Below are 25,519 nucleotides of genomic sequence, written 5' to 3' on the forward strand. Positions count from 1 at the left end.
CGGCGCCGGACCGGTCGGCGCGGCCCGCTGCCGGTCCCGGGCCGGGCCGCTAGGGTCGACGCGTGACGTCGACGCCCAGCACCTCGCCCGGCCTGCCCCGCACGGACCCCGGTCTGGGCCCGGCCACCCGGACCCTGCTGGTGCTGGCCGCCGGTGCGGCCGTGCTGGCAGCGGTCCACTTCGCGTCGGGCGTCCTGGCGCCGCTGTTCCTCGCCGCCGTGATCATCATCATCTGCCACCCGGTGCGGTTCCCCCTCGAGGCGCGCGGCTGGCCACGCTGGGCCGCGACCATGGTCGTCGTCGTGGTCGCCTACCTCATCCTCGCGGCGTTCCTCGCCATGCTGGTGTGGGCCGGGTTCCGGTTCGCCGAGCTCGTGCAGAGCTACATCCCCCAGCTCGCGGCCTCGGTGGCGGACGTCGAGGACCAGCTCGCCGCGACCGGGATCGACACACAGATCACCGACACCGTGACGTCCTGGCTCCAGCCCTCGAACATCCTCTCGGTCGCCGGGACCGTCAGCGGGACCGTGGTCACCATCGGCACCGCGTTCTTCTTCGTCCTGGCCTACGCCGTGTTCATGGCCGTCGACGCCGCGCGCTACTCGACGGCGCGGGAACACTTCGGCACCACGCGCGCGGACGCGATCGACCGCTCCACCCGGTTCAGCACCGGCGTGCGCCGCTACTACGTCGTCAACGCGACCTTCGGGGCCGTCGTGGCGGTGGTCGACGGCGTCGCGCTCTGGCTCCTCAACGTCCCCGGCGCGGGCATCTGGGCGATCCTCGCGTTCGTGACCAACTTCGTGCCCAACATCGGGTTCGTCCTCGGGCTCGTACCGCCCATGGTGATGGGGTTCGTCGTCGGCGGCTGGCAGCTCGCTCTCGCCGTCGTCGCCGTGTACTGCGTGGTCAACGTGGTGCTGCAGGTGTTCGTCCAGCCCAAGTTCGTGGCCGACGCCGTCTCGCTCTCGCTCACCCTGAGCTTCGTGTCGGTCGTCTTCTGGACCTTCGTGATCGGTCCGCTGGGCGCGATCCTGGCGATCCCGCTCACCCTGCTCGTACGGGCGCTCGTCCTGGAGGGCGACCCGCGGAACAACTGGCTGCGCTGGCTCTCCGGCGACGACGTCACCGACGGTGTGCCGGCCGATCGCACCGATCACCTGGCGGACGACGCCGTGGTGCCCCCGGACGCTGAGGGCGCCGCGGAGACCGAGACCGTCGACGCCACCCCCGACGTCGAGACGGGGCAGGACCGCGCGAGGTAGTCCTCAGGCGCCGTCGCGCACGAAGCGCACGATCCGCTCCGCCATCGCCTCCGGATCCCACGTGTGCTGGGCGCCGGCGACCTCCTCCACCGCACCGCGGGTGACGGCTCCGGCGATCCGTTCGGCCGCCACCGGCATCTCCGGGAAGGTCTGCGACCCGTAGGTGGCCAGCACCGGGATGGCGAGCTCGCGCAGGCGCTCGGTCTCGACCAGGTCGGTGGCCCGGACCAGGGCCTGGCCGTCGGCCCGCTGGCTCACCGCGGCGCGCGCGAGGAGCTCGAAGTCGGGCGAGGCGCGCATGCCGTCCAGCCACTCGGGGGGCATGTCCTTCATGAACTGCTCCGTGGCACCGACGAAGTCCTCGGCGTCCAGGCGGCGCTCGAACTCGGTGATCCACTCGGCGACGTCGTCCGCCGGTGCGGCGAGCGGAGCCTCCCACAGCAGCAGGCCGGCGGTCAGCAGCTCCGCGTCCGCGGCGCAGAGGGCGAGGGCGGCGCCGGAGGAGTGCCCGACCAGCACGGCGGGTGGACCCGCCGCATCGATCACCGCGGAGAGCGCGTGCAGCTCGCGGTCCAGGTCGAGCGGCCCGTCCGCCGGGCTCTCGCCACGACCGAGACGGTCGTGCACGAGCGCCACGAGACCCTGCTCGGCGCAGAGCTGCGCCGTCCGGGTGGTGACGGGGTCCGTCGCCCGGAACGGTCCGGCGCCGGCCACGAACACGACGGCAGGGCCGTCCTCGCCATAGCGGTCGAAACCGATGCGGTCACCGGTCACGCTCGTCACGTGCTGCGTCATCCGTGGTTCCTCTCCCGGCCCTGGCGCTGATGCCCGGGCCTCACCCCGTGACGGTAGCGCCTGCCGACGACAGCGGCGACGGTGGCGCGCAGTTCCGCCGCGCCGCCGTCGGCCACCGGGCCGGGTGCCGCTCGCGAAATCTCGCTGCACGGGCCGGTGACGGCCGCTACGCTCCGGGGGCATGAGCGCCTCGACGTCCCACTCCGCGGTCGACCAGGTCCGGGCCGCGCTCGTCACCGCCGACGCCGGCACCGCCGCCCGCGGCATCCGGTGGTTCGACGACGCGGTCACCACGGCCGCGGCCGCCGCGCAGGCGCTGGGCGTCGAGGTCGGCGCGATCGCGAACTCCCTGGTCTTCACCCTGGACGGTGAACCGCTGCTGGTCCTGACCTCCGGTGCCCACCGCGTGGACACGGCGTTCCTGGGCGACCGCCTCGGGGGCCGCGTCGGGCGGGCGTCGAAGGAGCTGGTCAAGGAGGCGACCGGCCAGGTGATCGGCGGGGTCGCACCCCTGGGGCACCCCGCCCCCGTGCGGACCCTCGTCGACACCGCCCTGGCGGCCTTCGACGAGATCTGGGCCGCAGCCGGCCACGCACGCACCGTCTTCCCGACGACCTTCGACGAGCTCGTCCGGATCACGGGCGGTGAGCCCACTCCGGTGGAAGCCCCTGCCGTCACCACGGACTGAGAGGAGAAGAACCATGGCGTGCCGTCTCAGCGAGCTCTGCCTCCTGCGGGCGCGCCTCGACCCGCTCTGAGCGCGTCACCTAGTCCGGCTGGGGCGACGTGCCGCCGACCGTCACCCCGGCGAGCACGCGGCCGTCGGGGTCGTCGGACCGCCGTAGGCGCAGGCGCGACGGCGCCGGCCACGGCAGCACGTACCGCTCGACCTGTGCGTCGATCGCGCCGAAGTCATCGGTCTGCACCACGACCCGGTCCGGGGTGACCTCGACCATCCGGACGCGCAGGGGCGCGCCGCCGGTCCGTTCGAGCATCCACGCGTCGGCGAGCCACGCGAGGCTCGTCGCGTCGAGAGCCTCCTCGGCGGCCAGCCAGTCGACCGGCTCGGTGAGGTCATGGCCCAGCAGAGAGACGGCCACCCAGTCGTCGCCGGCTGGACGGATCCAGCCGACGATCTCGCGGTCGCCGGGTCGCCGGTGCTCGATCCATTCCGTAGGCAGCATGCGGGCCACGCTAGCCACCAGGCCGCCGTCGGGCGAGGGCATAGTCGTACTACCTCGACGCGAGCGGAACTACCTCGGCGACCGGGGCACTACCTCGGCGGACCGGGCACCACCTCGGCGCGGCCGTCCGCGAGGCCGCGCGCGTACGCCTCGGCCGTCCCCTCCCGGAAGAGGTCGTCGGGTCCACCGCGCACGAGGCTGCGTGCCCCCGCGCCGTCGCCCGCCGGACCGTCCCCCGCCAGCACGTACCGTGCCACGCCGCGCACCACCGCCACGGCTCGACCGGTCGCCTTGCCACGGACCAGCTCGGAGGCCGCGGCGACCTCGTCGGCCACGGCGGCGACGGTGACCGACAGCTCCCTGCCGTGGGTGTCGGCCCCACCCCGCAGGTCGTCGACGACGGTCACGCCGGCCGCGCCGATCGCGATGTCGGTCAGCCCGTCCCGCCACGGGCGCCCCGCCGTGTCGGTCACGACCACACCGAGGCGGTCGATCCCGAAGCGACCGCGCAGCGCGGCCCGCAGCGCCCGGGCCGAGGCGTCGGGGTCCTCCGGCAGCAGCAGCACCGTGCCCTCCGGCGTGTTCGAGGCGTCGACCCCGGCCGCGGCCATCACGAGGCCGAGCCGGTTCTCCACGATCCGCAGCGGCGGGAGCCCTGCGGGCCGCTCGCGCACCGCCACGACGCGCACCGTCTCGTCGGTGATCGCCTGCTCCCGGTCGGCGGCGTGCACGACCCGGCCTTCGGCCTTGGACACGATCTTGGACGTGACGACGACGACGTCGCCCTCCGCGAGCGCCTCTCCCGCGAGCAGGTCAGCGACGAGCGTGGCGAGGTCGTCGCCCGGACGCACCTCGCCGAGCCCTGCCGGCGCCCACACCTCGAGGCGCGCGTCCGACGCGGCGTGCGCCCCGCCGTCGGCCGCGCTCACCGGACGAGCTTCGGCAGCACCTCGCGGCCGAACGTCTCGATCCACTCGCGCTGGTTCCGGCCCACGTTGTGCAGGTAGATCCGGTCGAAGCCGAGGTCGACGTACTTCTGGATCGCCTCGCGGTGCTTGTCCGGGTCGGCGGAGACCACCATGCGGCCCTCGAAGTCCTCCGGGCGCACCAGCTTGGCCATCTGCGCGAAGTCGTGCGGCGAGCGGATGTCCGCCTTGGGGAACTTCATGCCCCCGTTGGGCCACTCGGTCATGGCGTTCGCCATGGCCTCCTCGTCCGTCTCCGCCCACGACATGTGCACCTGCAGCACCTTCGGCATCGGCTCGGGGTCGCGGCCGACCTCGCGGGCCCCGGCGTCGAACCGGCCGAACAGCATCTCGATCTTCTCCAGCGGGGCGCCCACGGTGATCAGGCCGTCGGCGTGCTTGCCGGCGCGCTTCGCGGTGACCGGCCCCGCGGTGGCGACCAGGATCTCCGGGGCGACCTCCGGCATCGTCCACAGCCGGGTGGACTCCATCTTGTAGAACTGGCCGGAGTGCTTGACGTCCTTGCCCTCCAGCCCGGAAGCGAAGAGCTTCTTGATGATGTCGATGGCCTCGAACATCCGGTTGATGCGCTCGGGCGCCTCGGGCCAGTAGCCGGCGGTGACGTGCTCGTTGAGCGCCTCACCGGAACCGAGGCCGAGCCAGTGACGGCCCGGGTACATCGCCGCGAGCGTCGCGGAGGCCTGGGCCACCATCGCCGGGTGCCACCGGAACGTCGGCGCCGTCACGCCGGGACCGAGGTCCCCGCGCGTGCGCTCGCCGAGGGCGCTGAGCACGTTCCACACGAACGCGGCGTGCCCCTGCTGCGGGACCCACGGCTGGAAGTGGTCGGCCGCCATCACCCCGGAGAAGCCGTGCTCCTCCGCGTAGGCCGAGAGATCGACGACCTCGGTGGGGTGGAACTGCTCGAGCATCGCGGCGTAGCCGACGGTGAGATCAGAAGCCATGCTCCCGAGCCTATCCCTCACCCGGTGCGACGCAGTCTCTTGGCGAAGAAGTGCGTGGCGTGCGGGTTGTCGTTGTACCGGTCCACGGCGCGGTACCCCGCGCGCTCGTACATCGCGACCGCCTCGGTCAGCGTGCCGTTCGTGTCGAGACGCACGGTGGTGTGGCCCAGGTCGGCCGCGACACCTTCCAGGTGGCGCAGCAGCCGAGATCCGAGACCGGCGCCGCGCCACTGCGGGTGCACCCACATGCGCTTGATCTCGCCGACGCCCCCGCCGAGCGGCTGCACTCCCCCGCAGGCGACCGGGACGCCATCGCTGGTGGCGACGACGAAGGCGCCGTCGGGTGGCCGTAGTCCCTCCGTGCCCGCAGTGAGGTCACCCACCGCGAAGCCGCCGGGGAACCGCTCGTCGAGCTCGTCGACGTAGGCCCGGACGGCGGCGAGCGCGGCCGGGTCCGTCGGGTCCACCTGCTCGATCTCGACGGTGGCCGCGCGGACCAGCAGGTCGGCCTCGGCCAGCGCGGCCGCCAGCCGGTCGCGCTGACGCTCGGTCAGGGGTGCGACCAGGTGTCGCGCGCGCTCGCCCGAGCGCCGCTCGAGCTCGTCCCACGCCCGCCGTCCGGCCGGGGTGAGGTCTACCCGCCGCCGACGGCGGTCGTCCGGGTCGGGCTCCACGGACACCAGCGCGTCGGACTCCAGCCGCCGCAGCAGCCGGCTCAGGTAGCCCGAGTCGAGCTGGAGGCGGGCGCGCAGGTCGCGGGTCGTCCCGGCCTGGACGCCGATCTCGTAGAGCAGCCGGGCCGTGCCGAGCGGCATGCCGAGACCCAGGAACGAGTCGTCCAGCACGCCGATGCGCTGGGTGTAGCTGCGGTTGAAGCGGCGGACCACCTCGACGTGCCCGGGCACGTCGGGCAGGTCGGGGTCGGCCGGTGCGGAAGGACGAGGAGCCATACCTCTGATCATAGTCAGAGAATTTCGAGCAGCGGGATCCGTGTCGAGGACGGAGCGCGATCTGGGACAATGTCTGACCATGAGCGACTTCCCGAGCACCGGGGCCAGCACGCAGTCCGACGCGGCCCTCGCACAGACCTCCGCACCCACCACCGGTACCGGCCAGTCCGGCGACGTCGTGCGCGCGGTGGTCCGGGAGGTACCGGACAAGGTCAGCACGGACGGGCTCGAGCAGAAGTTCGACGAGCGCTGGTCGGCCGAGGGCACCTTCACCTTCGACCGTACGGCGACGCGCGAGCAGGTCTACTCGATCGACACCCCGCCGCCCACCGTCTCCGGCTCGCTGCACGTCGGCCACGTGTTCAGCTACACCCACACCGACGTGGTGGCCCGCTTCCAGCGCATGCGCGGCAAGGAGGTCTTCTACCCCATGGGGTGGGACGACAACGGCCTGCCCACCGAGCGCCGCGTGCAGAACTACTTCGGCGTGCGGTGCGACCCGTCGCTGCCGTACGTGGAGGGTTTCGAGCCTCCGCACGCCGGCACCGAGGGCAAGGCCGTCAAGCCCGCCGACCAGGTCCCGATCAGCCGCCGCAACTTCATCGAGCTGTGCGAGCGGCTCACCGCCGACGACGAGCGCCAGTTCGAGGAGCTGTGGCGCCGGCTCGGCCTGAGCGTCGACTGGTCGCAGACGTACCAGACGATCGACGCGACGTCGCGCGCCGCCTCGCAGCGGGCGTTCCTGCGCAACCTCGAGCGGGGCGAGGCCTACCAGGCCGAGGCGCCGGGGCTGTGGGACGTGACGTTCCAGACGGCCGTCGCCCAGGCCGAGCTCGAGGCGCGCGAGTACCCGGGCCACTACCACCGCGTCGCCTTCCACCGACCCGACGGCACCCCGGTCCACATCGAGACCACCCGGCCCGAGCTGCTGCCCGCCGTCGTCGCCCTCATCGCCCACCCGGACGACGAGCGCTACCAGGACCTCTTCGGCACGACGGTGACGTCGCCGTTGTTCGGTGTCGAGATCCCCGTGCTGGCCCACCCGGCCGCCTCGGTCGACAAGGGCGCCGGCATCGCCATGTGCTGCACGTTCGGCGACCTCACCGACGTGCAGTGGTGGCGCGAGCTGCAGCTGCCGACCCGCTCCGTCATCGGCCGTGACGGCCGCCTGCACCGCGAGACGCCGGAGTGGATCGCCGCCGGCCCCGGCGCCGGGCTCTATGCCGAGGGGCTCGCCGGCAGGACGACGTTCAGCGCCCGCAAGGCCGTCGTCGAGGCGCTCGTCGAGAGCGGCGACCTGGACGGCGACCCGAAGCCGACCCAGCGCATGACCAACTTCTACGAGAAGGGCGACAAGCCCCTCGAGATCGTCACCTCGCGCCAGTGGTACATCCGCAACGGCGGCCGGGAGTGGAGCACCGACGGGACCACCCGTGACCTCAAGTCCGAGCTGCTGGCCCGCGGCAAGGAGCTCGACTTCCACCCCGACTTCATGCGCGTGCGCTACGAGAACTGGGTCGGTGGCCTCAACGGCGACTGGCTGGTCTCGCGCCAGCGGTTCTTCGGCGTGGCGGTCCCTGTCTGGTATCCCGTGCTCGCGTCGGGCGAGATCGACCACGACCACCCGATCACGCCGACGGCCGCCGAGCTCCCGGTGGACCCCACCTCCCAGGCGCCGGCGGGCTACGACGAGTCCCAGCGCGGCGAGCCGGGCGGGTTCGTCGGCGACGCCGACGTCATGGACACCTGGGCGACGTCCTCGCTGACGCCGCTCATCGTGGCCGGCTGGGAGCGGGACGCCGACCTCTTCGAGCGCGTGTACCCGATGGACCTGCGCCCGCAGGGTCAGGACATCATCCGCACCTGGCTGTTCTCCACCGTCGTGCGCTCGCACCTCGAGTGCGGCGTGCTGCCGTGGAAGAACGCCGCCATCAGCGGCTGGATCCTGGACCCGGACCGCAAGAAGATGTCGAAGTCGAAGGGCAACGTCGTCACCCCGATGGATCTGCTCGTCGAGCACGGCTCCGACGCGGTGCGCTACTGGGCCGCCGCGGCACGCCTCGGCACGGACGCCGCGTTCGAGGTCGGCCAGATGAAGATCGGCCGCCGGCTGGCGATCAAGGTGCTCAACGCCTCGAAGTTCGCCCTGACCTTCGGCGTCGACCCGGAGTCCGGCACCGGCGAGATCACCCTCGACCCGGCCGCCGTGACCGTCGAGCTCGACCGCGCGATGCTCGCCGGGCTGGCCGACGTCGTCGACCAGGCCACCGCCGCGCTCGAGGCGTACGACCACACGCGCGCGCTCGAGATCACCGAGTCCTACTTCTGGGCGTTCTGCGACGACTACCTCGAGCTCGTCAAGGACCGCGCCTACGGGGCCGGGGCGTCCGCGAGCGACCTGACCGCCGAGACGGTGTCCGCGCGCACGGCGCTCGCGATCGCGCTCGACGTGATGCTGCGCCTGCTGGCGCCGTTCATCCCGTTCGCCACCGAGGAGGTCTGGTCCTGGTGGCGCACCGGTTCGGTGCACCGGGCACCGTGGCCGACGGCGCAGCCGCTGCGGTCGGCGGCCGCCGACGCCGATCCGCTGGCCCTGGCCGCCGCCGGGAACGCCCTCGCGGCGCTGCGCAAGGTCAAGTCCGCGGCCAAGGTCTCGATGCGGACGCCGATCCTGTCGGGGACGGTGGCCGTCCCGGCCGCGCTGCTTCCCGGCGTCGAGTCGGCGATCGGCGACATCCGTGGTGCAGGACGCGTCGAGGGCACGCTCGAGCTCGTCGAGGCGACCGAGGGTCAGGGCAACCCGGACGTGCAGGGCGGCATCGTCGTCACCGCTTCCGAGCTGGGCGAGCCGCCCGCCAAGAAGCCCCGCGGCTGACGCCACCGCGAGCCAGGCACGACGAGGGACGCCGGGGCGGTACGCGAGACCGCGTACCGCCCCGGCGTCCGTCCGTCGTCAGAGCGAGCTGCGACGCCCGCTGTCACCACTCATCGAGTCCGCCGACTCGTGCGGTGTGCCGTCGTCGTGCCACCGCAGCGTCGCACCGACACCGTCCATGAGATCGACGGACCCCTCGGGCGCGAACACGAGACCCGCGTCCTGAGCGACGGCTGCGCGCAGGAGCGCCGACGCCGCCGGCAGCTCCTCCAGACCCTCCGTGACGCCCAGGTCCACCAGCTGGGCCCTCGCGACACCGATGTGCAGCGGCTCCGGGCCGATCCAGAGGTTCCGGCCGTTGAGCAGGCCGCCGGTCGCGGACCCGTTGGTCTCGCCGTCGCTCCAGGAGCGCAGCGCACGCGCCGCGTCGTCGGCGAGCTGCTCGGACAGCACGAGGTGCTTGACCTGACCTCGCGAGAGCATCTCGACCACGTCGTCCACGCTCGTCACCGCCCCCGCCTCGCGGCCCAGCCCCTCGCGGAGCTCGGCCAGGACGCGTTCGCGGCGACGTTCCCGGAAGGAGTCGAGGGCGTCGGCGGCGGCTGCCGCGAAGGCCCCGGGGTGGACGCCGGATCCCCCCCGGCCACCGCCCGGCACTTCGACGGAGATGCGGGCCACCTCCTGGCCCAGCGCGCCGCGGACGAGGTTCACGGCCCGCACGTCGCCGGTCAGCAGCACGATCTCCGGCTGGCCGGACGCCACACGGCGCCCGATCTCACCGGCGACGGCCTCGGCGTTGCGGCGCCACGAGTCCTCGGCACGGGACTCGATCGTGGCCCGCTTGGTCCGGGTGCTCGACGTCTTGGAGACCTCGTCGTGCGACCCCTCGAAGGTCTCCACCTCCCCCACGGGGTTGCCCTCGCCGTCCAGGGCGCAGAAGTCCGCGCCCTGGCGGTCGACCGCGACGCAGAGCGCGTCCACCGCCTGGTCCGCGGAGCGTGCCGCCTGCAGCAGCGACGGCACCTGGTGCCAGACGCCGGCCATGACAGCGGGCGGCTCGCGCAGCACCCGGTCGACCAGGACACCGTCGGCGTCGGCGATCAGCACGCGGCCGTGCGGTCCCGGCACCCACGTGGGGCGGTCGACCGCGTCGTCCAGATCGCGCAGCACACCGTCCGGTGCGCCCTGCTTCGTCAGGATCCGCCGCACCGAGCGCCAGCGGTTCGCCACGTCCCTGTCCCCGGCCTCGGCCGCACGCGTCGCGTCGAGATAGACGGTCGCGAACGGGCCCGGGTGGCCGACGAGAGGTTTGAGCCATTCGATCGTCATGCAGGATCCCCCTTGGGTCCGTCGACTGTGCCTCCCAGCGTGCGACGGATCCTCGCGGCGCGCCACCCACGACGCGCCCTGGTGGCGCCGGTTCGCCGTCCACGAACATGCGCCGGCCTCGGGGGGCCTCAGTGGCCCTCAGGGTCTCGACGACCCCTTCAACTGTAGGTGTCGAGAGGTGGCGCGTTGCCCGCCCGCCGGCCGGCCTCGTGCTCCGCGGCGATCCGCTCGTGGTGCCGGATCACCTCCGAGACGATGAAGTGGCGGAACTCCTCGGCGAACTGCGGGTCCAGCCCCGCACCCGAGGCGATGGTCTTGAGGCGGTCGATCTGCTGGCGGTCCCGCTGCGGGTCGGCGGGCGGCAGCCCGTCCGTCGCCTTGAGCTGCCCCACCCGCTCGGTCGCCCGGAACCTCTCGGCCAGCAGGTGGACGAGCGCCGCGTCGATGTTGTCGATGGTGCTGCGCAGCTCGAGGATCTCGGGCGGCAGCGCCCGACCGGTCTCGGGCACGGGCGCTTCGTCGAAGGGCTGGACCATGCCCCGATCCTACGTTCGCCCCTCGTCATCGGGGGACGTGACCGGTATGTGACCTCGGCCGTGTAGTGTCCTGCAGGCTCCGCGTCCGGAGCCGAACCCCCGTAGCCGGAGACACTTCCCGATGAACCATGCCGCGACGCCCAGCCTCGTGGAGGTGCCGGAGGGCACCAGCATCCCCTCGCTCCTCGCCGACCGGGTCGGACGCACGGGCCACGACCCGCTGCTCGAACGTCGCGACGGCGACGCGTGGACGGCGGTCTCCGCCCACGAGTTCGACGCCGACGTCCTGGCGGTGGCCCGCGGTCTCGTCGCGCACGGCATCGAGCCCGGTGACCGCGTCGCGATCATGAGCCGCACCCGCTACGAGTGGACGCTGCTCGACTTCGCGATCTGGACCGCCGGCGCGGTCCCCGTGCCGGTCTACGAGACCAGCTCGCCCGAGCAGGTGCACTGGATCCTGGCCGACGCCCGGGTCAAGCTCGCCGTCGTCGAGACCCGCGCGCACGCCGATGCCGTCGGTCAGGTGGACGGGGACCTGCCCGAGCTCGAGGGGGTCCTGGTGCTCGACGGCGGCCGCTGCGGCGCGCAGGACGCCGCCGTGGCGACGCTGCGTGCGGCCGGACGCCGCGTGTCGAACCGCGAGGTGGTCGCGCGCCGTGACGCCGTGGGGCCGGACGACCTGGCCACGATCGTCTACACCTCGGGCTCGACGGGCCGGCCCAAGGGCGCCGAGCTGACCCACCGGGCCTTCTGCCACCTGGCGCTCAACGCCCGGGTGGCGTTGCCGGACGTGGTCGCGGCGCACGACGCCCGGACGCTGCTGTTCCTGCCGCTCGCGCACGTCTTCGCGCGCCTGATCCAGGTGGCGGCGATCGCCGGCACGACCGTCGTGGGGCACACCGGCGACGTCAAGGACCTCGTGGCGGACCTGCGCGGGTTCCGCCCGACCTACCTCCTCGCGGTACCCCGCGTGTTCGAGAAGGTCTACAACTCTGCCGAGCAGTCGGCCGGGGGCGGCCTGGGCGGCCGCGTCTTCGCCTGGGGCACCCGCGTCGCCACGGCGTGGTCGCGTGCCCTGGACGACGGCGGGCCCGGCCTGGCGCTGCGCCTCCAGCACGCGCTGGCAGACCGGCTCGTGCTCGCCAGGCTGCGCGCCGCCATGGGCGGCCGGGTCCGCCACGCCATCTCCGGCGGGGCGCCGCTCGGCGAACGCCTGGGGCACTTCTACCGGGGAGCGGGGCTGACGATCCTCGAGGGCTACGGCCTGACCGAGACCACGGCACCGACAGCGGTCAACCTGCCGGGATCGGTCGCCGTCGGCACCGTGGGCCCGCCGTTCCCCGGGACGGAGGCCCGGATCTCCGACGACGGCGAGGTGCAGGTCCGTGGCCCGCACGTGATGCGGGGCTACGCGAACGACGCGCTGCGGACCGCGGAGGCGTTCGACGGCGACTGGTTCCGCACGGGCGACCTCGGCCACATCGACGCACGGGGCAACCTGCGACTCACCGGACGCGCCAAGGAGATCCTCGTGACCGCCGGGGGCAAGAACGTCGCGCCGGCGCCGCTCGAGGACGCCGTGCGGTCCCACGCGCTCGTCTCCCAGGTGGTCGCCGTGGGCGACGAGCGCCCGTTCGTCGCCGCGCTGGTCACCCTGGACGCCGAGCTGCTGCCGCGCTGGCTCGCCGCGCGCGGCCTGCCCCCGCTCTCCGTCGCGGCGGCACGCGAGCACCCCGCCGTCCTCGCCGCCCTGCAGGAGGCCGTCGACGCGGCCAACACCGCGGTGTCACGAGCCGAGCAGATCCGTGCCTTCCGGGTCCTGGACGGCGACCTGACGGAGTCCAGCGGCTACCTCACGCCGTCGATGAAGGTTCGGCGCGCCCTGGTCGTGAAGGACTTCGCCGCCGAGATCGACGCGATCTACGCCTGACGGACGGCTCTCAGGCCGACTTGCGGTTGCGGACCGGCCCGGAAGACCTCGGGACGATCGTCGGGTTGACGTTCTCCTCCACGACGTCCCGCGTCACGACCACGCCCTCGACGTCGTCCCGGCTGGGGACGTCGAACATCACCTGCTGGAGGACCTCCTCCATGATGGCGCGGAGCCCACGGGCGCCGGTGCCCCGCAGCAACGCCTGCTCGGCGATGGCGTCGATCGCGTCGTCCGCGAACTCCAGCCGGACGCCGTCGATCTCGAACATGCGCTGATACTGCTTGACCAGCGCGTTGCGAGGCTCGGTGAGGATGCGCACCAGTGCCTCGCGGTCGAGCGGGGAGACCGAGGCGATGACGGGGAGCCGACCGATGAACTCGGGGATGAGGCCGTACTTGTGCAGGTCCTCGGGCCGGACCTCCGAGAAGAGGTCTTCGTCTCCGCCCGACTCCATCGGTGCGGAGAAGCCGATCCCCCGCTTGCGGGCGCGCGCGGCGATGATGTCGTCCAGCCCGGCGAAGGCGCCGGCCACGATGAACAGCACGTTCGACGTGTCGATCTGGATGAACTCCTGGTGGGGGTGCTTGCGTCCGCCCTGCGGGGGCACCGAGGCGCTCGTGCCCTCGATGATCTTCAGCAGCGCCTGCTGGACGCCCTCGCCGGAGACGTCCCGCGTGATCGACGGGTTCTCCGCCTTGCGGGCGACCTTGTCGACCTCGTCGATGTAGATGATGCCCGTCTCGGCCTTCTTGACGTCGTAGTCAGCGGCCTGGATGAGCTTGAGCAAGATGTTCTCGACGTCCTCGCCCACGTAGCCCGCCTCGGTGAGGGCGGTGGCGTCCGCGATGGCGAACGGAACGTTGAGCATCTTGGCGAGCGTCTGCGCCAGGTAGGTCTTGCCCGTGCCGGTGGGACCGATGAGCAGGATGTTGGACTTCGAGATCTCGACGGAGTCGTCGTCGCCCTTCGCCGGCGGCGCGGCCTGCACCCGCTTGTAGTGGTTGTAGACGGCGACGGCGAGCGCGCGCTTCGCCGGTTCCTGGCCGATCACGTACTGCTCGAGGAACGAGAAGATCTCGCGGGGCTTGGGCAGCTCCGTCATGCCGACCTCGGTGGCCTCGCCGAGCTCCTCCTCGATGATCTCGTTGCACAGGTCGATGCACTCGTCGCAGATGTACACGCCCGGTCCTGCGATGAGCTTCTTGACCTGTTTCTGGGACTTGCCGCAGAACGAGCACTTCAGCAGGTCTGCGCCGTCACCGATACGAGCCACCTCGGGCCTCCTTGTCTCGTGCAGGTCCTTCGTCCATTTCACACCACGCGGGCCGTATTGTCAGTACGGTCGCCCCGGTGTGGCGCGACCCGGGTCACCGACAGGGTTGTCGGAGACCCGGGTCGTGGTGCGTCGAGGATGCGCCCGGGGCAGGTCAGCGCTCGAGGTGCGCGAGGGCCTTGCGGGACTCGAGCACCTGGTCGACCAGGCCGTAGTCCTTGGCCGCGGCCGCGGTGAGGATCTTGTCCCGCTCGATGTCGTCACGGATCTGCTGGACGTCCTTGCCGGTGTGCATCGCCAGCGTCTCCTCGAGCCACTCGCGCATGCGGATCAGCTCGTTGGCGTGGATCTCGATGTCGGACGCCTGCGCGTACCCACCGTTCTCCATCGCCGGCTGGTGGATGAGGACGCGGGCGTTGGGCAGCGCCAGCCGCTTGCCCTTCTGGCCCGCGGCCAGCAGCACGGCCGCCGCCGACGCCGCCTGCCCGAGGCAGACGGTCTGGATCTGCGGCTTGATGAACTGCATCGTGTCGTACAGCGCCGTCATGGCCGTGAACGACCCGCCCGGCGAGTTGATGTAGATCATGATGTCGCGGTCCGGGTCCTGGGACTCCAGGACCAGCAGCTGCGCCATCACGTCGTCGGCCGAGGCGTCGTCGACCTGGACGCCCATGAAGATGATGCGGTCCTCGAACAGCTTGGTGTACGGGTCCTGGCGCTTGAACCCGTAGGGCGTGCGCTCCTCGAACTGGGGCAGCACATAGCGTGCAGACGGCGCGGCGGTGCTCGATCCGTACGGCATCGCGACGCCGCCCGGGCGGGCGGCGTTCCCGGCGAGGCGCTCGGCCGTCATCGCGAACTGGTACTCGGGCGAGTAGCTCATGGTTCTCCTCGGAACAGGATGGGTCTTGCGACCGGGGTCGGTGGGGTGGTCTCAGTCGGCGTTCGTGCCACCGCCACCGGGGACCGACGACGCCGTCTCGACGACGCGGTCGACGAAGCCGTACTCCAGCGCCTCGGTCGCCGTGAACCAGCTGTCGCGGTCGTTGTCCTTGAGGATCTGCTCGAGCGGCTTGCCGGTCTGCTCGGCCGTGAGCTCGGCGAGCACCTTCTTCATGTGCATGATCAGCTGGGCACCGATGCGCACGTCGGTCGCGGTACCGCCGACGCCGCCCGAGGGCTGGTGCATCAGCACGCGGGCGTGGGGGGTGATGTAGCGCTTGCCCCGCGCCCCGGAGGACAGCAGGAACTGCCCCATCGATGCCGCCATGCCCATCGCCACCGTGGCCACGTCGGGCTGGATGAACTGCATCGTGTCGTAGATCGCCATGCCCGCCGTGATGGAACCACCGGGCGAGTTGATGTAGAGGTAGATGTCCTTCTCGGGGTCCTCGGCCGCCAGGAGCATCAGCTGGGCGCAGATCGCGTTGGCGTTGTCGTCGCGCACCTCCGAACCCAGCCAGATGATGCGCTCCTTGAGGAGCCGGTTGTAGATGGAGTCGTTGAGGCCAAAGCCCTGTCCCTCGGACCGGGCCACCGGCGCCGCCTGGTCCACCTGCAGCAGGTCGTTCACGTCCGTCTCCTTCAGTTCGCTGTCGCTCGACCCTAACGCGCCCGACCGGCACGAAGAGTCCCCGGTGCGCCCGGTTTCGCTGCTGGCGCACAGGCCCGTCACCGGCGGGGACGACGACGGCCCGCACCTTCCGTGCGGAAGGTGCGGGCCGTCGTCGTCGGGGGGTCAGGCCTTGGCCTGCTCCTCGGTGGGCTCGCCCTCGGCCGGCTCGTCCGTGCCGGCGTCCGCCTCGACGGCTTCGTCCTCGGCGGCGGCCGCCTCGGCCTCGTCGTCCTCGGCGGTGCCGATGAACTCGGTCAGGTCGACCACGTTGCCCTCGGAGTCCTTGACCTCGATGTCGCGCAGCGCGACCGCGAGCGCCTTGGAGCGCGCGACCTCGCCGACCATCGCGGGGATCTGCCCGCCCTGGTCGAGGGTCTGGATGAACTGCTGCGGCTCCATGCCGTACTGCTGCGAGGCCTGCACCAGGTACTCGATGAGCTCGCCCTGGCCCACCTGGACCTTGAGCTCCTCGGCCAGCGTGTCGAGGAGGATCTGGTTGGTGATCGCCTTGGTGGCGTCCACGGTGACCTCGGCGCGGTGCTCGTCGTCCTCGAGCCGGCCCTCCTGCTCGAGGTGGCGGTGGACCTCGGCCTCGACGACGCCCTGCGGCACCGGGATCTCCACGGCCTCGAGCAGCTTCTCGAGCAGGGCGTCGCGGGCGGCGACGGCCTGGTTCGAGGTCTTGGAGGACGCGACCTGCTCGCGCAGGTCGGCCTTCAGCTCGTCGAGGGTGTCGAACTCCGACGCCATCTGGGCGAAGTCGTCGTCGGCCTCGGGCAGCTCGCGCTCCTTGACCGAGGTGGCGGTGACCGTGACGGTCGCCTCCTCGCCGGCGTGCTCGCCACCGGCGAGGTTCGACGTGAACGTGGTCGTCTCGTCGGCGGAGAGGCCGGTGAGCGCCTCGTCCAGGCCCTCCAGCATGTTGCCGGCGCCGATCTGGTAGGAGACGCCGGAGACGGAGTCGATCTCCTCGTCGCCGATGACGGCCTTGAGGTCGATGACGACGTAGTCGCCCTCGGCCGCGGGGCGGTCGACGCCCACGAGGGTGCCGAAGCGCTCGCGCAGGGACTCGAGGCGCTCGTCCACGTCGGCGTCGGCGACCTCGGTCGACTCGACGGTCAGCTCGAGGGCGGACAGCTCGGGCAGGTTCACCTCGGGGCGGACCTCGACCTCGGCGACGAACGCCAGCCGGCCCTCGCCCGCCTTCTCCGGGATCTCGGTGACCTCGACCTCGGGCTGGCCCAGGGGGCGCAGCTCGGTCTCGGTCACGGCGTCACGGTAGAAGCCCGACAGGCCCTCGTTCACGGCGTGCTCGACGACGGCACCCCAGCCGACCCGCTGGTCGATGATGCGCGGGGGGACCTTGCCCTTGCGGAAGCCGGGGATGTTCACCTGCTCCGCGATGTGCTTGTAGGCGTGGTCGATGCTCGGCTTGAGCTCGTCGTACTCCACCTCGACGGTCAGCTTGACCTTGGTGGGGTCCAGGGTCTCGACGGCGCTCTTCACTTCGATGGTCTCCAACGTGTCGGGTGCGTGCGCGCGCGTCTCGCCGGTGGTGCCGGGCTGGTTGCTGCGGCGCTGGATGCTGTGCTGTGGGCGTGCTCTGTGATGAACCGGAGCCCGGTACGGCAGGCGTACGGGCAACCCGTCGATCATACGCCACACGCCTCGGCGCCGACGTGCCGCCACCGGTGGGATACGCCACGCCCCCGGCGGATCGTCACGCCTCCCGCTCGCGACGCCGGGGCCGCACCCGGGTGTGCGCCCGCTGCCCCTGCTTGCCGAAGAGGCTGAGGAGCTCGACGGCCTCGCCGTCGGCCGGGCCGAACCAGTGCGGCACGCGGGTGTCGAACTCGGCGGCCTCCCCCGGCCCCATGACGACGTCGTGGTGCCCGAGGACGAGGCGGAGGCGGCCGGTGAGCACGTACAGCCACTCGTACCCCTCGTGCGTGCGGGGGTCGGGAGCGGGGCGCGCGTCCGCCTCGAGGATCATCTTGTACGCCCCGATCTCGGGAGAGCCCGGCGTGAGGGCGATCATCGTGAGGCCGTCGGCCGTCACCGGCTTGAGGTGCACCCGGGGGTCACCGGTGGTCGGGGCGTCCACCAGGTCGTCGAGGGTGACGCCGTGCGCCCGGGCCAGCGGGAGCAGCAGCTCGAGCGAGGGCCGGCGCGCTCCGGACTCCAGCCGGGACAGCGTGCTCACGGAGATGCCCGTGCGGGCGGACAGCGCGGCGAGGGTGACGCCCTGCGCCTGCCGGAGGCTGCGCAGGCGCGGTCCGACCGTGCCCAGCGCGGCGGAGAGCTCGTCGGTGTCGGGTGCGTCGTCGTCCATGGTCGAGATCTTGCCATCTCGGCAACGGGCTTTGCGACCGGGCCCGCTGCGGCGCACGCTGGGACACATGGACGAGAACCTGGAGACGACGTACGACGTGCTGGTGATCGGCGGCGGGGCCGCCGGGCTGAGCGGTGCCCTGACACTGGCCCGCGCCCGCTGGAAGGTCGCCGTGATCGACGCGGGCGAGCCCCGCAACGCCCCCGCAGCCGGGGTGCACGGCCTCCTCGGGCGCGAGGGGGTCTCCCCCGCCGAGCTGGTCGCGACAGGCCGCGACGAGGTCCGGAGCTACGGCGGCCGGGTCGTGGACGGGCGCGTGGCCCAGGTCGTCCGCGACGACGGCGGCACCCACCCCTTCGCGGTGACGCTCGACGACGGCCGGGTCACCCGCGCGCGACGGCTGCTCGTCGCGACCGGGCTCGTGGACGAGCTGCCGGACGTGCCCGGCCTGGCCGAGCACTGGGGCCGGGACGTGGTGCACTGCCCGTTCTGCCACGGCTACGAGGTGCGCGACCAGCGCATCGGCGTCCTGGCCTCCGGCCCGCAGGGCACGCACCAGGCGCTGCTGTTCAGCCAGTGGAGCGACCAGGTGGTGCTGCTGGCGCACACCGCACCGGACCTGTCGCCGGACGACGCCGCGAAGCTCGCCGCCCGCGGGGTCACCGTCGTGGCGGGGAAGGTCCGTGAGGTCACGGCCCGCGACGGCCGGCTGACCGGTGTCGTGCTCGCCGACGGCACCGCGGTCCCCCTCGACGCCGTCGCCGTGGCGACGACGATGCGCGCCCGGACCGACGTCGTCCGGCAGCTCGGCCTCGAGGTGGCGCCGCACCCGTCGGGCCAGGGCGAGCACGTCGTCGCGGACGCGACCGGCCGCACGTCCGTGGGCGGTGTGTGGGTCGCAGGCAACGCCACGAACCTGGCCGCCCAGGTCTCGACGGCCGCGGCCGAGGGCACCTGGGCCGCCGCCCAGCTGACGTTCGACCTCATCGAGGAGGACGCCACCGCAGCGACGGCGGGCTAGGAGCCGCCCACCCTCCTACCGCCGGCCGGTGTCGGCGGAGGCGACGTCCAGGGACGGCTCCTCGGGCGTGGAGACGGTGAACACGGCGCCGCTGATCACGTCCGAGCGCACCATCTCCCGCTCGAGCTCGTCGAGCCGGCGGGCGACGGCGACCTCGCGCTCGTCGCCGCGCAGGTCGACGCTCGCCGTGAGGTACAGCGAGCGCGGTCCCACGAACTCGAGGCGCAGGTACGTGACCCGGTCCACCTGCGGCAGCGTCAGCAGGTGCCGCAGGACCGCCGCACGCGTAGCCGGCTGGGCGACCTCACCGACCAGGAACCGTCGGTTGCGGTCCACCAGCAGCACCGAGACGACGGCCAGCAGCACGCCGATCGCGATGGACCCGACCGCGTCCGGGACCGAGGAGCCCGTCAGCTGGTGCGCGAGGATCCCGGCGAAGGCCACGACGAGACCGACGAGCGCCGCGGCGTCCTCCGCCACGACGGCGCGCAGCGTCGGGTCGGAGGTGATCACCACGTGCTGGACGACGTCGCGGCGCACCTCGCGCGCCTCGGCGCGCGCCTGGCGCCATGCCTTGAGGAACGACACCCCCTCGAGGACGAACGCGACGGCCAGCACCCCGTAGGCGATGCCGAAGTCCTCCGCGGGCTGCGGGTTCAGCAGCTCCTGGACGCCGTGCGTGACCGAGACCCCGGCGCCCACGGCGAAGAGTCCGATCGCGGCGAACATCGACCACACGTACGCCTCGCGCCCGAACCCGGCCGGGTGGTCGGCGTCGGCCGGCCGCCGGGAGCGCTTGTCCGCGACGAGGAGGAACACCTCGTTGCCGGCGTCGGCCCAGGAGTGCACGGCCTCCGCGAGCATCGACGCAGAACCCGTCAGGACGGCGGCAGCCGACTTGGCGACCGCCACGAGCGCGTTGGCCACGAAGGCGACGACGACGGTCCCGGTGCTCTCGCTGCGGTCGGGCCCGCTGGCCAGGCGTGGCGTGGTCTCGGTGCTCACGCCACCAACCTAGGGTCCGGCGAGGGGTCGTGCCTGGTGACGGCGGTGCGCTGCCCGTGCCGACGGGGCGGCCAGGTGCCAGGATGGCCGCGGGACGCCGCACCCGCCCGCCGAGAGGGGACCCATGGCCGCCGAACGATTCCCCCGGTGGGTGTACACCCGCGGGACCGAGCCCGACGCCCGGTTCTCCCTGGCGAACGAGCGCACGATCCTCGCGTGGGTGCGCACGTCGCTCGGGCTGATCGCCGGCGGGACGGCGCTGGAGGCCCTGGACCTGCCGATGGAGCCGAACCTGCGACTCGTCGCCGCGGTGGTGCTGCTGGTGGCCGGGTCGGTCGTGCCCGTGGTCGCGGCGGTCGAGTGGGCCCGCACCGAGCGGGCCATGCGTGAGGACGCCCCGCTGCCGGGGGCCCTCACCGGGTTCGTGCTGGTCACCACGGTGACGGTGGTCGGGATCCTCGTGCTGCTGGCGCTGCTGCTGCGATGAGCGACCCGGCGCAGGCTCCTGACCGCGGTGAGCGCGGTCTCGCGGCCGAGCGGACCGCGCTCGCGTGGCGCCGCACCCTGCTCTCCTTCATCGCGGCGTGCCTGGTGGCCATCCAGGTGTTCCCCACGGTGCAGGGCTCGCGCGCACTGGCCCTCGCCGCGGGGATCGCCCTGGCGCTCACTCCCCCGATGTGGTGGTTCGCCGCGCAGCACGCCCGGCACACCGGCGCTCGGCTGCAGGAGGAGACGCCGCGGCTGCGGCACGGCCGTCGCATCGCGCTGATCTGCGCGGGGACCGGCCTGCTCGGCGCGGGTGGCGTCGTCCTGGTCCTCGTGTTCTGACGCTGCCCGCCGTCGGGACGCGAGGACCAGGACGTCCGGTCAGGGCGTGACGATGGCGAAGTCCTTGTCGCCCGGCTCGAGCACGGCCACGAGCCGGCCGAGGACGCCGGGGTCGCCGCTGAGGTCGATGCCGACGGCGGCGAGCTTCTCGGGCGGCAGACCCCCCGTGGCGAGGACCGGCAGCGCCTGCTTCGACGCCGTCAGCGTCGCGTCCGCCTCGCCGCGCTGGGGCGCTGCGCTGTAGGTCAGCACACCGTTGGCCAGCCGCAGGCGGTAGCGGTCGCCGGTGTCGGTGAGCACGACGTCGACCGTCAGCCTCTCGTCCCACGCCAGCGGACCGTTCACCTGGATCGCGAGGGCGTCGAACAGCATCTCCGGGGACAGGTTGGCGATGACGTCGGGCGCGTTGGTCTCCGTCGGGGTGCCGAACTGCCCGTCCCGCAGCTCGGTGGCGCCGGACAGGAAGAAGTCGCGCCAGGTGCCGTTCTCGGCACCGTAGCCCAGCTGCTCGTAGGTGTCTGCGAGCAGCTGACGGGCCGCGGCGTGGTCCGGCTCGGCGAACACCACGTGGTTGACGAGCTCGGCCACCCAGCGGAAGTCCCCGGCGTCGAACGCCGCGCGTGCCGCCTCGACGACGGCGTCCGCACCGCCCCCGAGCTCGACGTAGCGCTTCGCCCGCTCCACCGGCGGGTGCTCCCACAGGTGTGCCGGGTTGCCGTCGAACCAGCCGAGGTAGCGCTGGTAGATGGCCTTGACGTTGTGGCTGACCGACCCGTAGTAGCCGCGGGCGTTCCATGCGTTCTCGAGTGCCGGCGGGAGCGTGATCTCCTCGGCGATCTCCGGACCCGTCAGGCCTTGGTTGAGCATCCGCAGCGTCTGGTCGTGCAGGTAGGCGTAGATGTCACGCTGGTCCTGCAGGTACTTCACGACCCGCTCCCGCCCCCAGGTGGGCCAGTGGTGCGAGGCGAACACGACCTCGACGTCCCCGAACAGGTCGATGGTCTCCGTGAGGTAGCGGGCCCAGGCGTGCGGGTCGCGCACCACGGCACCGCGCAGGGTGAGCAGGTTGTGCAGCGTGTGGGTGGCGTCCTCCGCCGCGCACAGCGCCTGGAAGTCGGGCAGGTAGATCAGCATCTCGGACGGAGCCTCGGTGCCGGGGGCCATCTGGAAGACCAGCCGGACGCCGTCGACGACCTCTTCGTGGCCCGTGGTCGAGATCGTGTCCGTCGGCGGGACCAACGAGACCTCGCCGACGGACAGCGTCTGCCCCAGGCCGGCACCGACCTGCCCCTGGGGCCCGCGCGCCAGCGCCGCCCCGTACATGTACCCGGCCCGCCGGTTCATCGCGACGCCCGCGTAGACGTTCTCCGAGACGGCGTGCTCGAGGAATCCCTCGGGAGCGAAGATGCGCACCCGTCCGGCCTCGACGTCCTCGGGCGAGACGAACCCCTTGGTGCCGCCGAAGTGGTCCGCATGGGAGTGGGTGTAGATGATCCCCTTGACCGGGCGGTCGCCGCGGTGCTCGCGGTAGAGAGCAAGTGCCGCGGCACCGGTCTCGACGGAGAGCAGCGTGTCGATGACGACGACGCCCTCGTCGCCCTCGATGAACGTCGTGTTGGACAGGTCCATGCCGCGCACCTGGTAGATGCCCGGCACGACCTCGAACAGGCCGTCGATGGCGTTCAGCTGCGACTGGCGCCAGAGGCTCGGGTTGACCGTGTCGGGTGCGTCGCCCGACAGGAAGTCGTAGGTGTCGTTGTCCCAGAGGACGGTGCCGTCGTCGGCGGTGACGGCGTTCGGCTGCCGACGACCGATCAGCCCACGCGTGGCGTCCTCGAAATCCTGCGTGTCCGAGAACGGCAGGCTGTCCCGGACGGCCTGCTGCTGGTCGACGATGCTGTGTGCTGGGGGCTTGGACGCTGTGGTCATGGCCACACGATGGCATCGCGGGGAACGATCCGCGCGGTGAGCGGTCACCGGCTGCGAACGCCTCGCTCGCTCGGTGCACGCCGACCGGCCTCGGCGGCCACGAGGAGCAGCGACGCGGTCAGGAGCAGGGCGGCGACCATCACCGTCACGAGCACCTGCGGGCTGTCCGCGAAGCTCGTGCCGGCGATCAGCAGGGCGGCCGACAGGTTGCGCTGCGCCGTGCCGAGCGCCGTCACGGTCCGCTGCTCGCGGCCCGATCCGCCCAGGAGGTAGCCGGCGGCGAGGCAGACGGCGGTGAGCACCAGGGTGGCCAGCAGCACCCCGGTGCCCACCTGGTCCCAGATCTGGGGCAGAGCCACGAGGACGGCGACCCCGATGCCGAGCGCCAGGGCGGTCGTCGAGACCGTGTTGAGGGCGGGCGCGAGCCGCGCCGCGTCGGGGTACCGGGCGCGCACCGCCAGCGCGATCGCCAGCGGCAGCAGCATGAGGAGCAGCAGCGGCCGGGCGATGTCCCACGCATCGACCGCGACGCCGTCGACCAGCAGCGGCAGCACCAGCGGGACGTAGCCCACGGTGACGACCATGAGCAGCACCATGAGACCGACCGAGTAGGGCACGTCGCCGTGCGCCATCTGGGCGAGCTTGGGCAGGAAGGGCGCGCCGGCGGCGACGCCGAGCAGCAGCAGCCCGAGTGTCTGGTCCTGGGACAGCCCGAACAGCGCGGCGATCCCCCAGGCCGCGGCGGGCGCGACGAGGAAGCTCGTCGCCAGGCCGAGCAGCACGAGCCGCAGGTCACGCAACGGCGCCACCACCTGCCGGACGGTCAGCGACAGACCCAGCGCGATCATCGACGTCACGACGAAGACGAGGACGGCCACCTGGGCGAGCGCGGCGAGGACGTCGGTCATGGGTTCTCCTTCTCGGTGCCGGTCTTCGGATCGACGCCGGGGTCGGCGTCGGGTGCCGCGCGTTCCTGTCGCCGTCGCTCGACGAGCTCGTAGGCCTCGCGGACGGACGCGAGCACGCCACCGGAGTCGGAGACGATCGAGCCCGCCAGCCGATCGGTGACCCCACCGGTGTCGAGGCGCCGGCGCAGGTCGTCCGGCACGCCGCAGAGGACCACCTCGACCCCACGGGCGTGCCAGCGGTCGATGAGCCGGTCGAGCGACTTGAGGAACGTCGTCGACGGGATCCCTGCCGAGCCCCGCAGGGAGACGACCAGACCGGCGTCACGCGTGCCGCTCGTGTGCGGCCACTCCTCCTCCAGCCGGTTGACCTCCGCGAAGAACCCGGTGCCCACGTAGTGCAGCACCGTCGTCCGGCCGCTGGGCAGGGTGGCCGGCACCTCGGCGATACGGAAGTCGTCGCCGTCGCCGGTCGGGACCAGCTCGACGATCCGCCCCCGGCGGGCGACCTGGACCGCGAACAGCACGATCGACAGCCCGGCCCCCAGGAAGATCGCCTGCTGCAGCGGAAGCTGGGTGGTGGCGGCGAAGGTCACGACCATCGCCACCGACGACAGCGTCGAGGTGCGCAGCACGAGCCGGACGTCCGCAACCCTGCCGGCGACGAGCTCGCCGCCGATGACGAGCAGCAGGCCACCGATCACCGCCATCGGGATCGCCCCCGCCGACGGGCCGAGCAGGAGCACCAGGACGACGAGCCAGGCCCCCGCGAAGATGCCCGCCCAGCGGGTCTGCGCCCCACCGGTGGTGGCGACACCCGTGCGGGACAACGAGCCGCCGGTGGGCAGGGCGCCGAAGAACCCGCCGGCGACGTTCGCGAGGCCCTGCGCGGTGAAGTCCTTCGAGACGTCGGTGCGCGAACCGTCCGGGTTCGGCACCGCGGCCCCGATGCCGGCCGCCTGGGCCAGGGCGACGAGGGCGATCGCGAGGCTGCCCGTCGCGAGCGCCGGCATCGCCGCCAGGTCGGGCAGCGTGAACGGGGGCAGCGAGCGCGGGATGGCGGCGATGTCCGAGACACGCTCGACCGCGAGGCCGGTCACCGTCACGACGACCGTCACGACGACGAGGCTGACGAGCGTGGCCACCTTGCGCAGGGGCCGGACCAGGCCGAGCAGCGCCCACAGGCCGACCGTGGCCGCGGCGACCGCGACGGTGGCGCCGTCCCAGTCACCGACGTGCCAGAGCGCCTCGAGCAGCTTGCCGACGGTGTTGCTGGACTCGGGGACGTAGCCGGTCGCGTCCTTGACCACCCCGGCGACGATCTGCACGGCGATGCCCGCCGTGAAGCCCGTCATGACCGCCGTCGAGACGAACGACATCACCGCCCCGAGCCGGAGGACGCCGAGGAGGATCATCCAGGCGCCCACCAGCAGGGTCATCGTCGCGACGGCGCCGAGGTCGCCCGGGTCCAGCCCCGCGTCCGCCAGCACGCTGTTCGCGGTGAGGACGATGGCACTGGTCAGCGTCGTGACCATCAGCACCGTGCGGGAGAAGAGCGAGCCGACGATCGTGGGCACCGCTCCCGACCACAGGCCCAGCGGGGCGGCGAAGCCGCCGACCGTGGCATAGGCCATCCCCTCGGGGATGGAGAAGAGTCCCGTCACGAACCCGGAGACCACGTCGCGGACCGTCGGGCGACGGCGCCGCTCGCGGGAGGCGCCGGACTCGTCCGCAGCGTCCGTCTCGTCGCTCACGCGCTGGCCTCCGGTTGCTCGGCGTCTGCACGGAGCAGCCTGCCCCAGCAGGCACGATGC

The 25,519-nt window shown here is 72.5% G+C and carries 23 protein-coding genes; 7 read left to right on the forward strand and 16 right to left on the reverse strand.

What is annotated here, in order from left to right:
- The first annotated feature begins 62 nt into the window (after positions 1 to 62).
- A complete protein-coding gene (locus tag BCL65_RS11775; RefSeq protein WP_243401022.1) occupies positions 63 to 1,265 on the forward strand; it encodes an AI-2E family transporter in 1,203 nt (400 codons plus the stop codon).
- Between the two features lie 3 nt (positions 1,266 to 1,268).
- On the opposite strand, the gene BCL65_RS11780 is transcribed toward BCL65_RS11775, so the two are convergent.
- Complete coding sequence (locus BCL65_RS11780; protein ID WP_165800003.1) at positions 1,269 to 2,060, reverse strand: alpha/beta fold hydrolase; 792 nt, start codon at positions 2,058 to 2,060, stop codon at positions 1,269 to 1,271.
- A 181-nt stretch (positions 2,061 to 2,241) separates the two neighbouring features.
- Between BCL65_RS11780 and BCL65_RS11785 the strand changes: the two genes are divergently transcribed.
- On the forward strand, positions 2,242 to 2,748 hold the full coding sequence (locus BCL65_RS11785; protein WP_106268226.1) for a YbaK/EbsC family protein: 507 nt from the start codon (positions 2,242 to 2,244) through the stop codon (positions 2,746 to 2,748).
- 79 nt (positions 2,749 to 2,827) lie between these two features.
- Here BCL65_RS11785 and BCL65_RS11790 read toward each other — a convergent pair whose 3' ends face one another.
- The 4 genes from BCL65_RS11790 to BCL65_RS11805 all read right to left on the reverse strand — a co-directional run bounded on the left by BCL65_RS11790 (position 2,828) and on the right by BCL65_RS11805 (position 6,124).
- A complete protein-coding gene (locus tag BCL65_RS11790; RefSeq protein ID WP_106268327.1) occupies positions 2,828 to 3,244 on the reverse strand; it encodes a hypothetical protein in 417 nt (138 codons plus the stop codon).
- Between the two features lie 89 nt (positions 3,245 to 3,333).
- Positions 3,334 to 4,173, reverse strand: a complete 840-nt coding sequence (cofE, locus tag BCL65_RS11795; protein ID WP_106268228.1) for a coenzyme F420-0:L-glutamate ligase — start codon at positions 4,171 to 4,173, stop codon at positions 3,334 to 3,336.
- Positions 4,170 to 5,174 (reverse strand): TIGR03557 family F420-dependent LLM class oxidoreductase, encoded by a 1,005-nt coding sequence (locus BCL65_RS11800; protein ID WP_106268230.1) that lies wholly within the window; start codon positions 5,172 to 5,174, stop codon positions 4,170 to 4,172. The genes cofE and BCL65_RS11800 overlap by 4 nt, the downstream gene beginning before the upstream one ends.
- 17 nt (positions 5,175 to 5,191) lie before the next feature.
- Positions 5,192 to 6,124 carry a bifunctional helix-turn-helix transcriptional regulator/GNAT family N-acetyltransferase gene (locus tag BCL65_RS11805; RefSeq protein ID WP_106268232.1) on the reverse strand — a complete coding sequence of 311 codons (933 nt, stop codon included), beginning with the start codon at positions 6,122 to 6,124 and terminating at the stop codon, positions 5,192 to 5,194.
- A 79-nt stretch (positions 6,125 to 6,203) separates the two neighbouring features.
- Between BCL65_RS11805 and valS the strand changes: the two genes are divergently transcribed.
- Entirely contained in the window at positions 6,204 to 8,999 is a 2,796-nt protein-coding gene (gene valS / locus BCL65_RS11810) for a valine--tRNA ligase (protein ID WP_106268234.1), read from the forward strand.
- A 78-nt stretch (positions 9,000 to 9,077) separates the two neighbouring features.
- Here valS and BCL65_RS11815 read toward each other — a convergent pair whose 3' ends face one another.
- Together BCL65_RS11815 and BCL65_RS11820 are read right to left on the reverse strand one after the other, a co-directional pair.
- The gene (locus BCL65_RS11815; protein ID WP_106268236.1) at positions 9,078 to 10,328 is read right to left on the reverse strand and encodes a baeRF2 domain-containing protein; all 1,251 of its coding nucleotides are present in this window, start codon (positions 10,326 to 10,328) and stop codon (positions 9,078 to 9,080) included.
- Between the two features lie 158 nt (positions 10,329 to 10,486).
- Positions 10,487 to 10,864 carry a chorismate mutase gene (locus BCL65_RS11820; protein ID WP_106268238.1) on the reverse strand — a complete coding sequence of 126 codons (378 nt, stop codon included), beginning with the start codon at positions 10,862 to 10,864 and terminating at the stop codon, positions 10,487 to 10,489.
- A gap of 121 nt (positions 10,865 to 10,985) precedes the next feature.
- On the opposite strand from BCL65_RS11820, the gene BCL65_RS11825 reads away from it, so the two are divergent.
- The gene (locus tag BCL65_RS11825; protein WP_106268240.1) at positions 10,986 to 12,794 is read left to right on the forward strand and encodes an AMP-dependent synthetase/ligase; all 1,809 of its coding nucleotides are present in this window, start codon (positions 10,986 to 10,988) and stop codon (positions 12,792 to 12,794) included.
- Positions 12,795 to 12,804: 10 nt separating this feature from the next.
- Here BCL65_RS11825 and clpX read toward each other — a convergent pair whose 3' ends face one another.
- The 5 genes from clpX to BCL65_RS11850 all read right to left on the reverse strand — a co-directional run bounded on the left by clpX (position 12,805) and on the right by BCL65_RS11850 (position 18,017).
- Positions 12,805 to 14,070 (reverse strand): ATP-dependent Clp protease ATP-binding subunit ClpX, encoded by a 1,266-nt coding sequence (gene clpX, locus BCL65_RS11830; RefSeq protein ID WP_106268242.1) that lies wholly within the window; start codon positions 14,068 to 14,070, stop codon positions 12,805 to 12,807.
- A 154-nt stretch (positions 14,071 to 14,224) separates the two neighbouring features.
- The gene (locus BCL65_RS11835) at positions 14,225 to 14,953 is read right to left on the reverse strand and encodes an ATP-dependent Clp protease proteolytic subunit (RefSeq protein ID WP_106268244.1); all 729 of its coding nucleotides are present in this window, start codon (positions 14,951 to 14,953) and stop codon (positions 14,225 to 14,227) included.
- Between the two features lie 51 nt (positions 14,954 to 15,004).
- A complete protein-coding gene (locus BCL65_RS11840) occupies positions 15,005 to 15,643 on the reverse strand; it encodes an ATP-dependent Clp protease proteolytic subunit (RefSeq protein ID WP_106268245.1) in 639 nt (212 codons plus the stop codon).
- Positions 15,644 to 15,808: 165 nt separating this feature from the next.
- A complete protein-coding gene (gene tig / locus BCL65_RS11845; protein WP_106268247.1) occupies positions 15,809 to 17,191 on the reverse strand; it encodes a trigger factor in 1,383 nt (460 codons plus the stop codon).
- A gap of 214 nt (positions 17,192 to 17,405) precedes the next feature.
- The gene (locus BCL65_RS11850) at positions 17,406 to 18,017 is read right to left on the reverse strand and encodes a helix-turn-helix domain-containing protein (protein WP_106268249.1); all 612 of its coding nucleotides are present in this window, start codon (positions 18,015 to 18,017) and stop codon (positions 17,406 to 17,408) included.
- Positions 18,018 to 18,084: 67 nt separating this feature from the next.
- On the opposite strand from BCL65_RS11850, the gene BCL65_RS11855 reads away from it, so the two are divergent.
- On the forward strand, positions 18,085 to 19,038 hold the full coding sequence (locus BCL65_RS11855; protein WP_106268250.1) for an NAD(P)/FAD-dependent oxidoreductase: 954 nt from the start codon (positions 18,085 to 18,087) through the stop codon (positions 19,036 to 19,038).
- A gap of 15 nt (positions 19,039 to 19,053) precedes the next feature.
- On the opposite strand, the gene BCL65_RS11860 is transcribed toward BCL65_RS11855, so the two are convergent.
- On the reverse strand, positions 19,054 to 20,043 hold the full coding sequence (locus BCL65_RS11860; RefSeq protein ID WP_243401023.1) for a cation diffusion facilitator family transporter: 990 nt from the start codon (positions 20,041 to 20,043) through the stop codon (positions 19,054 to 19,056).
- A gap of 124 nt (positions 20,044 to 20,167) precedes the next feature.
- On the opposite strand from BCL65_RS11860, the gene BCL65_RS11865 reads away from it, so the two are divergent.
- Entirely contained in the window at positions 20,168 to 20,530 is a 363-nt protein-coding gene (locus tag BCL65_RS11865) for a YidH family protein (RefSeq protein WP_106268252.1), read from the forward strand.
- Positions 20,527 to 20,871: a DUF202 domain-containing protein gene (locus BCL65_RS11870; RefSeq protein WP_106268253.1), complete on the forward strand. Its 345-nt coding sequence runs from the start codon at positions 20,527 to 20,529 to the stop codon at positions 20,869 to 20,871. The genes BCL65_RS11865 and BCL65_RS11870 overlap by 4 nt, the downstream gene beginning before the upstream one ends.
- A gap of 39 nt (positions 20,872 to 20,910) precedes the next feature.
- Here the strand turns inward: BCL65_RS11870 and BCL65_RS11875 are convergent, their stop codons facing one another.
- From BCL65_RS11875 to BCL65_RS11885, 3 genes are read right to left on the reverse strand one after another with little or no spacing between them, the layout of a single operon-like run.
- A complete protein-coding gene (locus tag BCL65_RS11875; protein ID WP_106268255.1) occupies positions 20,911 to 22,800 on the reverse strand; it encodes an alkyl/aryl-sulfatase in 1,890 nt (629 codons plus the stop codon).
- A 44-nt stretch (positions 22,801 to 22,844) separates the two neighbouring features.
- On the reverse strand, positions 22,845 to 23,708 hold the full coding sequence (locus tag BCL65_RS11880; RefSeq protein ID WP_106268257.1) for a bile acid:sodium symporter family protein: 864 nt from the start codon (positions 23,706 to 23,708) through the stop codon (positions 22,845 to 22,847).
- Positions 23,705 to 25,459, reverse strand: a complete 1,755-nt coding sequence (locus BCL65_RS11885; RefSeq protein ID WP_207767710.1) for a SulP family inorganic anion transporter — start codon at positions 25,457 to 25,459, stop codon at positions 23,705 to 23,707. The genes BCL65_RS11880 and BCL65_RS11885 overlap by 4 nt, the downstream gene beginning before the upstream one ends.
- Positions 25,460 to 25,519: the final 60 nt, after the last annotated feature.

Source organism: Isoptericola halotolerans (assembly GCF_003003075.1).
Classification (GTDB): Bacteria; Actinomycetota; Actinomycetes; order Actinomycetales; family Cellulomonadaceae; genus Isoptericola; species Isoptericola halotolerans_A.